This window comes from Pseudomonas sp. UBA6699 (assembly GCF_002454615.1).
Taxonomy (GTDB): Bacteria; Pseudomonadota; Gammaproteobacteria; order Pseudomonadales; family Pseudomonadaceae; genus Aquipseudomonas; species Aquipseudomonas juntendi.
Genome location: NZ_DKJF01000010.1, coordinates 92,165 through 103,227, shown reverse-complemented (window position 1 = coordinate 103,227; position 11,063 = coordinate 92,165). Strand labels below are relative to the sequence as shown.

At 66.0% G+C, this 11,063-nt stretch carries 6 protein-coding genes; 1 reads left to right on the top strand and 5 read right to left on the bottom strand.

Annotated elements, in window-relative coordinates; genetic code table 11:
• Positions 1–135 precede the first annotated feature (135 nt).
• Together B3361_RS01920 and B3361_RS01915 are read right to left on the bottom strand one after the other, a co-directional pair.
• The gene (locus B3361_RS01920) at positions 136–1,755 is read right to left on the bottom strand and encodes an FMN-binding glutamate synthase family protein (protein ID WP_054904042.1); all 1,620 of its coding nucleotides are present in this window, start codon (positions 1,753–1,755) and stop codon (positions 136–138) included.
• A gap of 160 nt (positions 1,756–1,915) precedes the next feature.
• A complete protein-coding gene (locus tag B3361_RS01915) occupies positions 1,916–6,190 on the bottom strand; it encodes a DEAD/DEAH box helicase (protein WP_286920049.1) in 4,275 nt (1,424 codons plus the stop codon).
• Between the two features lie 133 nt (positions 6,191–6,323).
• On the opposite strand from B3361_RS01915, the gene B3361_RS01910 reads away from it, so the two are divergent.
• Positions 6,324–6,737: an NUDIX hydrolase gene (locus B3361_RS01910; RefSeq protein WP_054904044.1), complete on the top strand. Its 414-nt coding sequence runs from the start codon at positions 6,324–6,326 to the stop codon at positions 6,735–6,737.
• On the opposite strand, the gene metR is transcribed toward B3361_RS01910, so the two are convergent.
• From metR to B3361_RS01895, 3 genes are all read right to left on the bottom strand, one after another.
• On the bottom strand, positions 6,721–7,638 hold the full coding sequence (metR, locus tag B3361_RS01905) for a transcriptional regulator MetR (protein WP_009684539.1): 918 nt from the start codon (positions 7,636–7,638) through the stop codon (positions 6,721–6,723). The genes B3361_RS01910 and metR overlap by 17 nt on opposite strands.
• A 164-nt stretch (positions 7,639–7,802) precedes the next feature.
• On the bottom strand, positions 7,803–9,131 hold the full coding sequence (locus B3361_RS01900) for a sigma-54-dependent transcriptional regulator (RefSeq protein WP_286920048.1): 1,329 nt from the start codon (positions 9,129–9,131) through the stop codon (positions 7,803–7,805).
• Positions 9,128–11,032 (bottom strand): sensor histidine kinase, encoded by a 1,905-nt coding sequence (locus tag B3361_RS01895; RefSeq protein WP_054904045.1) that lies wholly within the window; start codon positions 11,030–11,032, stop codon positions 9,128–9,130. The genes B3361_RS01900 and B3361_RS01895 overlap by 4 nt, the downstream gene beginning before the upstream one ends.
• Between the last annotated feature and the right edge of the window lie 31 nt (positions 11,033–11,063).

The window sequence follows — 11,063 nt, the reverse complement described above, 5'->3', positions numbered from 1 at the left end:
CTCTTGGCGCATGCCTCAAAGTCGCGTCGTACGAACAAGGCGGCCGCGCGCATCTGGCACAGGGGTTACTGGCCCGAAACAGACGTAGGAGCGAGCGCAGCTCGCGATTGCGCCGCGCGGGCGGCGCTCGGCGCGTCAGGCCGCGACCTCACTGTGCGGCTCGAAGCTGTCGGCCCTGGCCAGCTGCCACATGCGCGAGTAGAACTGGCCATCCACCTCGCCGGTGAGCAGCTCGCCCGGCTTGAGGAACACATGCATCTGCGAGAACAGCTTGATCTCGGTGGCCGAGATGCGGCGCACCAAGTGCTTGGCCTCCAGCTGTGCAGGGTGTTCCAGGCCAGCCGCCGCCAGCATTTCTGCCAGCGCGCGCAGGGTGTTGTGGTGGAAGTTCAACACCCGCTGGGCCTTGTCCGGCACTACCAGTGCGCGTTGGCGCAGCGGGTCTTGCGTGGCCACGCCAGTGGGGCATTTGTTGGTGTGGCAGCTTTGCGACTGGATGCAGCCAATGGCGAACATGAAGCCGCGCGCCGAATTGGCCCAGTCGGCGCCAATGGCCAGTACACTGGCGATGTCGAAGGCGCTGACGATCTTGCCGCTGGCGCCCAGCTTGATCTTGTCGCGCAGGTTCAGCCCGACCAAGGTGTTGTGCACGAACAGCAACCCCTCACGCAGGGGCACGCCAATGTGATCGGTGAATTCCACCGGCGCCGCGCCGGTGCCGCCTTCCTTGCCATCGACGACGATGAAATCCGGCAGGATACCGGTCTCCAGCATGGCCTTGGCGATGCCCATGAACTCCCACGGGTGGCCCAGGCAAAACTTGAAACCCACCGGCTTGCCGCCGGACAGTTCGCGTAGCTGGGCGATGAACTGCATCATCTCGATGGGGGTGGAAAAGGCGCTGTGCCGTGACGGCGAAATGCAGTCTTCGCCCATCAGCACGCCACGGGTCTCGGCAATTTCCTGGGTGACCTTGTGCTTGGGCAGGATGCCGCCATGGCCAGGCTTGGCGCCCTGGCTCATCTTCACTTCGATCATGCGCACCTGCGGGCTACGGGCTTGTGCGGCGAAGCGCTCAGGGTCGAAACGCCCGTCCGCGGTGCGGCAGCCAAAGTAGCCGCTGCCCAGTTCCCATACCAGGTCACCACCGTGTTCACGGTGGTACGGGCTGATGCTGCCTTCGCCAGTGTCATGGTGGAAGTTGCCCAGTTTGGCGCCCTGGTTGAGCGCGCGGATAGCGTTGGCGCTGAGCGAGCCGAAGCTCATGGCCGAGATGTTGAAAATCGAGGCCGAATACGGCTGGCTGCACTGCGGCCCACCAATGATGATGCGGAAGCTGGCCGGGTCGGCCAACGGCGCCGGGCGCATGGAGTGGCCAATGAACTCGAAGCCGGACTGGTACACATCGATCAAGGTGCCGAACGGTTTGTCGGAAGCTTCGTTCTTGGCCCGGGCATACACCAGCGAGCGCTGCGCACGGGAGAACGGCAGTGCGTCGCTGTCGGACTCCAGCAGGTACTGGCGGATCTCCGGGCGGATGGCCTCTACCAGGTAGCGGATGTTGCCCAGGATGGGGTAGTTGCGGCGCACGGCGTGGCGCTGCTGCAGCAGGTCGAACAGCCCGATCAGGCTGAGAACGCCGGCGGTCAGGGTGAAGGGCCACAGCCATTCATGCTGACTGAAGGGCAGGCTCGCCAAGGTGAACAGGACACAGGCGGCGAAGAAGGCATAGCGGCTGAGAAGTGACAGGCTCATACGGGGTCCTTGCGATGGCGCGGTCAGGCTCAGGGCCTGGGGGCAAACCCCGACCATAGCCAAGTTGCCGGGCGCTGCAAATTAAAATCGGGGTAGCGAAAATCATTCTCGCCACGCCAAGCCTCAGCAGCCCTGGCCCATGCTCGGCAAGGCAGGCTGTTTACGGTGCCCCGCGCAGCAGCTTCTGTCGCCAGCTTTCCTGCTCGTGCGCGGGCGCCTCGCTCAGGTACACAGGGCGCCCGGCCACGCGCTTGGCCACTGGCACGCCGTCGCGGTACAGCAGGCGGTTGCCGCTCACCGCCGGCACCTTCACCCCCGGCAGCAACGAGCCGATCAGGTTCAGCGGGTCACTGGCACTGACCACCTGCAGTGCGCCGTCCGCCTCGCGCCGGCGTACCTGGCGCAGTAACCCGACCGCCTCCGGCAAGGCAAATTGTTCACCGGCCAACCCGGCAATGAAGCGCCCCCCGCGGATCTCGCCGCGTGCCTCCAGCCTGTGGTAGCAGCGCAGCAGTTCCCGCCACGGTGGCAGTACATCGCTCTCGCGCTCCAGCAGCCGCCAGCACACCACGCCATAGCGCCTTAGCAGGGCGTGGGCGATGTGCTCCAGGCGCTGGCTGTCATCCGCCGTGCCTTGGCGCAGCAATGCCCAGCGCCCGGCATGGGACATGCTGCTGGACAACGGTGCATGGCCGCGCCGGCGGGTGCGTGAAGCGCGTTTCGCCGCCGGGGCGATCAGGCTGCGCAGGCCAGTGAAGCTGTCGGCACCTACCAGGCCGGCACCCACCAGTTCCTGCAACGCTGTTTCCAGTTCGCTGGGCAGCAGGCGGGCATCGTGGGTCAGTTCGTCGAAGAACAACGCCCCCTGAGCCTGCAGCACCTCATGTACCCGCTGCGCCCGTGCGCCAAGGCTCTGTACGGCAGGCGCGGGCGCCAGGCTGCGCCACAGCCCTAGGTGCTCCCGAGGCAGCAACACCAGCGGGGTGCTCGACAAGGTGCTGCCTGAGCGGCTCGCGGCCAGCCGGCTCCAGGCGAATTGCCCGCTGCGGCACGCATCATCGAGCCAGTGGGGGCTGTAGTCGTGGATGCGTGCGGGCAGCAGTTCGGCCTCCCAGGCTGCGGCTGCACTGGGGAAGCCCTGCAACTGCCCAAGCACTTCGGCTACAGCCTGCGGGCCACGCAGCCGCGTGTCAGGTGCCAGGTGCTGCCAGTCGAACAGAAAACGCATGAAGTCCTGCAGGCTGACCGGCTCGATTTCGCGACGCAAGCGCTTGACCGTGTAGCGGTGGATGCGCGCCAGCAAATGGCGTTCGCACCATTGCAGCTCGTTGGCGGCCGGGCTGAAGTAGCCGCGCAGCACATAACCTTCGGCTTCCAGGCGGGCCAGGGCCTGCTCGACTGCCTGCGGCGGCATGCCCAACGGCGCGGCGATCTGTACCAGCGTCTGCGGGCCATGGGCGCTCAGGCGGCCACGCAGCAGTTCGCCCAGGGCATTGTCGGGCTCGATGGGCTGGTCGAAGCCAGGCAACTGTTCCAGCGCCGGTTCGAGGGGCGTCGCCGGGTAGATCGCCTGCAGCAGGTTCAGGCGCTCGCGGGCCAGCCACAACTGCTCACGGGGCAGGCGCAAGGCGCGGCCGGCCTTGGCCAGTTGCCTGAGGAACAGGTTCCAACCAGGGTTGGCGCTGACCTGCGCCTGGCTGATGGCGCCCAGGCTCATCAAGGTTTCGTGCATTTCGTCGCTATTGCGCGGCTGCGGCCAGGCCTCGGCGGCCACGGCAGCGATGGCGTCGGCGTCCAGTGCGCCCAGGTCGTCACTGCTGTGCACCTCGTTCCAGCGCCGGTTGAGCACCGCCTGGGTGCGCCGCTCTTCCAGCGGTGCGTCGTCGAGGAATGTATAAGGGCGGGCATTGAGAATGGCCGACGCCAGCGGCGATGGCGCAGGCAGATCGCGGCACAGCAGGCGTACTGCCCCGCTTTCCATGCGCCTCAACAGGGCCAGCCAGCCCGTGCAATCCAGGGCCTCGTGCAGGCAGTCGTCGAGGGTCTGCTCGACCAGCGGGTGCTCGGGTATCTGCCGCTCGCCGGCGATATTTTCCAGGCAGGCGATCTGGTCGGGAAATACCGCGGCAACCAGGTCTTCGCTTTTCATGCGCTGGATTTGCGGCGCTACTTTGCGCCCGCCCACGAAGCGCGGCAGGGCCATGGCGACACTGGCGTTCCAGCGCCAGCGCACACCGAACAGTGGCGCTTCGAGCACGGCCTGTATGAGGAGGGCTTCTGCGGTGCCGCTTTTCAGGTAACGCCAGACCTCGTCGAGGTCGAAACTGTGGCTGGTGGACAGCGACAGCACGATGGCGTCCTCGCTGGCGGCCGCCTGCAGTTCGAAATTGAAGGTGCGACAGAAGCGTTTGCGCAAGGCCAGGCCCCAGGCTCGATTGATGCGGCTGCCGTAGGGCGAATGGATGATCAGCTGGGTGCCGCCGGAGGCATCGAAGAAGCGCTCCATCACCAACGTTTCCTGCGAGGGCAGGGCACCGAGCACATCGCGGGTACGGGCCAGGTAGTCGAGCAACTGCTCGGCGCAGTCTTCGCCCAGCTCGAACGTACCCTGCAACCATGCCGACACCGCGCGGGTATCGCCGTCGGCCAGCGTCAGCTGCTGGTCAAGCTGTGCCTGCAGCCTGGCCACGGCCGCGGACAGTTCGTCGCTGCGGCCAGGCGCCTCGCCGAGCCAGAACGGAATGGTGGGCGGCAGCCCTTGGGCATCCTCCACCCGAACCCGGCCCGACTCGACGCGCAGGATGCGGTACGAGACATTGCCCAGCTGGAAGATGTCGCCTGCGATGCTCTCCACCGCGAAGTCTTCATTGACGCTGCCAATGTTCAGCGCCTGCGGCTCCAGCAATACGCTGTAGTCGGCGTTGTCCGGAAGGGTGCCACCGCTGGTCAGCGCGGTCAGCTGGCTGCCGCGGCGGCCCCGCAATGTGCCGCTTACCGCATCGCGGTGCAGGTAGGCACTGCGTACGCCCTGGCGGCCGTTGTAGCCCTCGGCAAGCATGCGCAGCAGGGCCTGGTAGTGCTGCTGGTCGAGGTGGGCATAAGGTGTGGCCTGGCGCAGGCAGTCGAACAACGCCTGTTCGTGCCACGGCTGGTTGCAGGCTTCGGCGACGATCTGCTGGGCCAGCACGTCCAGGGGCGCCCGGGGTATGTGCAGCGCCTCAAGTTCCCCCCGGCGTACGCAGTCGAGCAGGGCCACGCACTCGATCAGGTCGTCACGCGATGTCGGGAACAAGCGCCCTTTCGGCACGCCATCGACCTGGTGGCTGGCGCGGCCAACCCGTTGCAGGAAGGCGGCAATCGAACCCGGCGAGGCCACCTGGCAGACCAGGTCGATGTCGCCAATGTCGATGCCCAGCTCCAGTGAAGCGGTGGCCACCAGTACCTGCAACTGGCCGTGCTTGAGCCGTTGCTCGGCGCTCAGGCGCAGCTCCTTGGCCAGGCTGCCATGGTGCGCGGCCACGGCATCCTTGCCCAGGCGGTCGCTGAGGTGGCGGGTGATGCGCTCAGCCAGGCGCCGGGTGTTGACGAATACCAGGGTGGTGCGATGCTCGCGGGCCAGGGCTGCCAGGCGGTCGTAGACCAAGCCCCAGACATCGGTGGCCATGACCGCCGCCAACGGTACCGGCGGCAGCTCGATGGCCAAGTCGCGTGGCCGGGCATGGCCAACATCGACAACCGCGCAGGGCCGGCCGCTCCCGACCAGAAACTGCGCCACCCGCGCCACCGGGCGCTGTGTGGCAGACAGGCCAATACGGCGCAAGGGCCGGCCTGCCAAGGCCTGCAGACGTTCCAGGGTCAGTGCCAGATGCGCCCCGCGCTTGTTGCCGGCCAAGGCGTGGATCTCGTCGACGATTACCGTATGCACGTTGCGCAGGCCTTCACGACCAGACGCCGAACCCATCAGTACATACAGGGATTCAGGGGTCGTGACCAGAATGTGCGGTGCCAGCTTGCGCATGGCGGCGCGTTCTTTTTGCGGGGTATCGCCGGTGCGCACGGCGGTAGTGATGCGGGGTGCAGCCAGGCCCTGTTCTGCCAGGGCCTGGCTGATACCCTCAAGCGGGGCTTGCAGGTTGACGCGGATGTCATTGGACAGCGCCTTGAGCGGCGAAACATAGACCACCTGGGTCTGCGCCGGCAGCTGACCCTGCTGCGCCAGGCCCTGGCAGAACAGTTCATCGAGCACGGCCAGGAACGCGCTCAGGGTCTTGCCCGAGCCGGTGGGGGCGGCCAACAGCATCGACTGGCCGCCATGGACCAAGGGCCAGGCCTGGGCCTGGGCATCGGTAACGGTTGCGAAGTGGCGGCCGAACCAGGTGCGTACGGCGGGGTGGAACAGTTCGAGCACCGGGTGCTGTTGGGCGGGCAGGTTCATGGGTTGGTTATGGAGGGGCACGGGCGCTTTGGCAAGGGGCCGTTCGTCTGGCCGGCACACCCGACAATGGCCTTGTCAGCCCAAGCGAGCCCGTGGGATCCTCCCCGGCCATTGTTGCCAGCGAGTTCAGCCCATGCCCAATACCATTCGCATCGCCGCCGCCCTGTTGCTCGACCCGCAGGGGCGCACCTTGCTGGTGCGCAAGCGTGGCACCGAAGCCTTCATGCAGCCGGGGGGCAAGATCGATGCGGGTGAAACGGCGCTGCAGGCACTGGTGCGCGAACTGCACGAGGAATTGGGCCTGCACATCGACCCGGCCCAGGCCGTGTACCTGGGCCAGTTCAGTGCCTCGGCCGCCAATGAGCCCGGCTTCGAGGTGCAAGCCGAGCTGTTTCGAGTCGACAGCGCCGCTGCCGTGGTCCCGGCGGCAGAAATCGAGGAGGTGGTATGGCTGGCTGCAGATCAGGCGCCAGACCAGCCACTGGCGCCCTTGACCCGCGACCTGATCCTGCCGCTGTACCGCCAGTTGCTCAACGCACCGCGCTGACGCCGTCGAGGGTGGCGAAGGAGGTGTCCTTGGCGGTCAGCAGAAAGTCGCGCATGTACGGCGCATCGAGCATGTCGGTGCGCACAGCGGCATAAAGCGTGGCAAACAGGCCTTTCTCGCCCAGGCGCTTGCCTTTCACATAACCCCGCGCGCTGTACTCATGCAAAGCCCAGTGCGGCATGCCGCACACCCCCCGGCCGCTGGCGACCAGCTGCATCATCATCACGGTCAGCTCCGAGGTGCGCACGGCGGCGGGCTCGACGTCGGCCGGCTCCAGGAAGCGGGTGAAGATGTCCAGGCGGTCGCGCTCCACCGGGTAGGTGATCAGGGTCTGGTCGAGCAGGTCCTGGGGCACGATATACGGCTTGCTGGCCAGCGCATGCTGGTTGGCGACCGCCAGCATGGCTTCGTAGGTGAACAGCGGCACGTAGGTGATGCCGGCCAGGTCCACCGGGTCGGAGGTCACCACCAGGTCAAGGTCACCACGGGCCAGGGCTGGCAAGGGTGCAAAGGCGAAGCCGGAGGCCAGGTCCAGCTCGACTTCCGGCCAGGCATCGCGGAACTGGTCGATGGTCGGCATCAGCCACTGGAAACAGCTGTGGCATTCGATTGCCATGTGCAGGCGCCCGGCCGTACCGCCGGCCAGACGTGCGATGTCGCGTTCGGCACCCCGTAGCAACGGCAGGGTGGCATCGGCCAGTTGCAGCAGGCGCAGCCCGGCGCTGGTAAAGCGTATCGGCTTGCTCTTGCGTACGAACAGCGGCAGGCCCAGGCGTTCTTCCAGCTCCTTGAACTGGTGAGACAGCGCCGACTGGGTCAGATGCAGGCGCTCGGCGGCTTCCACAAGGCTGTCGGCCTCGCGCAAGGCATGAAGGGTTTTCAGGTGGCGGATCTCCAGCACTGCTGACTCCGGGGTGTGAATGGGGTGAACGAAGCAATGAGTTGAGTTTCGCTCATGTTGGCAACGCTGTCGACTGGGCGTAGCGCCGCACCCCTTTGCGGCGGGCTCCACACCCACTGGGGCCCGAATACCCGCGCCGCAGGCGCTTCACACCGTTGTTGAGGTCAACCGAGGCCATATTTTTTGACCTTGTCGAACAGCGTGGTCTTGGCCATGCCCAGCTCCTGGCTGGCCTGGCTGAGGTTGCCGCCGGTGCGTTGCAGTGCATCGCTGAGCAGGTTGCGTTCGAACGCCTCCACTGCCTCGGCAAAGCCCAGGCCTTGGGTGGCCCCACCGCTGGGCCCTTTCTTGAACGCCGGCAGGCCCAGGGCGTAGCGTTCGGCCACGTTGCGCAGTTCCCGCACATTGCCTGGCCAGTCGTGGGCGAGGAGGCGCGACAGGGTCTGGCTGTCCAGGGTCGGTGTTTCCCGATCGAAGCGCAGGGCCGATTGCTGCAGGAAGTGCTCGAACAATTGCAGGATGTCTTCGCGGCGCTCGCGCAGCGGTGGCAGCTCCAGGGTCACCACGTTCAACCGGTAGTACAGGTCGCTGCGGAACTGACCGCTCTGGCCCAGGCTATCGAGGTCGGCCTTGGTTGCCGCAATCACCCGGCAATCCACGGCAATGCTCTGGTTCGACCCCAACCGTTCCAGGGTGCGCTCCTGCAAGACGCGCAGCAGCTTGATCTGCAGGTTGATCGGCATGCTCTCCACCTCGTCGAGGAACAGCGTGCCGCCATTGGCGTGTTCGATCTTGCCGATACGGCGCTTGCCGGCACCGGTGAAGGCGTTGGCCTCGTGGCCAAAAATCTCGGTCTCGAACAGGTTTTCCGGCAGGCCCCCACAGTTCAGCGCCACGAAGGGCTGGCCCTGGCGACGGCTGAAGTCATGCAGGCAGCGCGCGACCAGTTCCTTGCCGGTGCCGGTCTCGCCCTCGATGAGCACGTTGGCCGAGGTGTCGGCCACATTGGCAATCAGCTCGCGCAGGTGCTCCATGGCCGGCGAGCGGCCGATGATACGGCCTTCCAGGCTGCTCTGTTCGGCCAGCTGGCGGCGCAAGGCAACCACTTCGCGCGACAGCCCCCGTTGCTCCAGGGCGCGGCGCACCACGTCGACCAGGCGTTCCGGGGAGAACGGCTTTTCCATGAAGTCGTAGGCACCATTGCGCATCGCGCCAACGGCCATGTCGATGTCGCCGTGGCCGGTGATCAGTACCACCGGCAGGCTGCGGTCGCGGGCCTTGAGGCGGTTGAGCAGCTCCAGGCCGTCGATGCCGGGCAGGCGGATATCGCTGACGACGATACCAGCGAAATCGTCGCCGATGCGCTCCAGTGCCTGCTCGGCACTGCCCACACCTTCGCAGGCGATGTCCTCCAGGGCCAGTGCCTGCTGGCAGCCGAGCAGCACATGCGGGTCGTCTTCGACGATCAGGACGGTAAGAGGCGCTTGGTTCATGAGTGCTCTGCCGATTCGTTAGGGGGCGAAACCAGGGGCAGGGCCAGGACGAAGGCGCTCCCGCCGGTGACGGGGTGCTCGACGTTGAGGCTGCCCTTGGCCGCAGCCGCAAGGCTCGCCGACAGGGTCAGGCCCAGGCCCAGGCCGTGTTCGCCCGGTTTGGTGGTGAAGAACGGTTCAAACAGGTGCTTGCGCGCCTCGGCGTCGATGCCGTGGCCATTGTCACGCACCTGCAAACGGTATTTGTCGCCCTGCACTTCGCCCTCCAGCCACAGTTCGGGCTGTGGCTGCGCAGCCATGGCATCGAGGGCATTGCCGATCAGGTTGACCAGGATTTGCTCCAGGCGGGTCTGGTCGATGGCCAGTTGCTGGTCCTCGTAGTGGTTGTGGAGCTGCAAGTGGCAGGCGCTGATGCGGTTGCCCAGTACTTGCAAGGTGGCTTCTATCGCCTTGGCCAGGGAAGCCTGGCCACTGTCGTCGCTGCGTCGGGCGAACGAGCGCAGGCTGGCAGTGATGCGGCCCATGCGGTCAATCAGGTCGTTCATGGTGCGCAGGTTGGTACTGGCGGTTTCCAGCGCCCCGCGTTCGAGGAAGCGCACCGTGTTGCCAGAGAGCGTACGCAAGGCAGCCAGCGGCTGGTTCAGCTCGTGGGCGATGCTGGTGGACATCTGCCCGATGGCTGCCAGCTTGCCGGCCTGCACCAGCTCGTCCTGGGCGTGGCGCAGCGTTTGTTCGGCGTGTCGGCGCTCGCGAATCTGGCCTTTCAGGCGTTCGTTGCTGGCACGCAGGTCGGCGGTGCGTTCGGTAATCCGTCGCTCCAGCTGGCTGTTGGCTTCCTCCAGCGCCTCGCGTGCGGCCAGGCGGGTAGCGATGACTTTGCGCCGCTCGTTCCAGGCGATGCCGAGGATGGCCAGCAGGGCGAAGGCGACCCCCACCAGAATGCCCTGGACCATGGATTCGCGGCGCAGGTCCTGCAGCGGGGTGAGCAGGGTGAAATGCCAGGGCGTGTCGACCAGCCGGCGGGTCTGGGCCAGGTAGGCCACTTCGTGGGGCTCGCCGTGGGCAGTCTCGCTGTTGGCGGGGAAGGTCAGTTTTTCCACGCCATCGGCCAGGGTCTCGCGGGCCAGGGGCTGCAACTCGTTCAACGGCCACCAGTAATACTGCAGGCTGCGCGCCAGCCGTTCCTTGGTTTGCGCGGTCAGCGGGCGTACCGACTTCAGGCGCCTGGCAGGGTCGCTGGAAAGGATGATGATGCCGTTTTCGTCGCTGACGAATGCCTCCAGGCGCGCCCGCTGCCAACGTTCTTCCAGGGTATCCAGGCGTACCTTGATCACTGCCACGCCAATGATCTTGCCGTGTTCCTCGAGCCCGTGGGCAAGGTAGTAGCCAGCCTCGCCCGTGGTGCTGCCGATGCCGTAGAAGCGCCCAGGTTCGCCGCGTACGGCAGTCTGGAAATAAGCGCGGAACGACAGGTCTTCGCCCAGGAACGAATCGGCATCGCGCCAGTTGCTGGTGGCCTGGACCCGGCCATTGGTATCGAGCACGAAAATTGCCCGGCTGCGGCTGCGCCGGTTCAGGCCTTCGAGGTATTCGTTGACCGCCTGGCGCGAACCGCCATCCGGGTCGGTGAGCAGGTGCGAGACGCTGTCTTCCAGCTCCAGCAGGCTCGGCAGGTAGGTGTATTTGCTGATCTCGCTTTCGACCGTGCGCGCGTGCAGCTCCAGCTGGCGTTCACCGTTTTCGCTGAGGGTGCGGATACCGTTGCTCTCGCTGATCAGGTAGCCAGCCATACCCAGGCCGACCATCAGCAAAATGATCAGTGGTGGCAACAGCAATTGGCGGAGCAGGCGGGATTTCACGGCAGGCTTGGCAGGGAGAAGAAGCGAAGGATCGCATTTCATCACAGTGGCCTTGTCACGACCAGCGCCTGCT

Excerpts from the sequence above, each read along its gene's own strand:
- B3361_RS01920 (WP_054904042.1), bottom strand. The coding sequence starts at position 1,755 with ATGAGCCTGTCACTTCTCAGCCGCTATGCCTTCTTCGCCGCCTGTGTC.
- B3361_RS01915 (WP_286920049.1), bottom strand. The coding sequence starts at position 6,190 with ATGAACCTGCCCGCCCAACAGCACCCGGTGCTCGAACTGTTCCACCCC.
- B3361_RS01910 (WP_054904044.1), top strand. The coding sequence starts at position 6,324 with ATGCCCAATACCATTCGCATCGCCGCCGCCCTGTTGCTCGACCCGCAG.
- B3361_RS01900 (WP_286920048.1), bottom strand. The coding sequence starts at position 9,131 with ATGAACCAAGCGCCTCTTACCGTCCTGATCGTCGAAGACGACCCGCAT.
- B3361_RS01895 (WP_054904045.1), bottom strand. The coding sequence starts at position 11,032 with ATGAAATGCGATCCTTCGCTTCTTCTCCCTGCCAAGCCTGCCGTGAAA.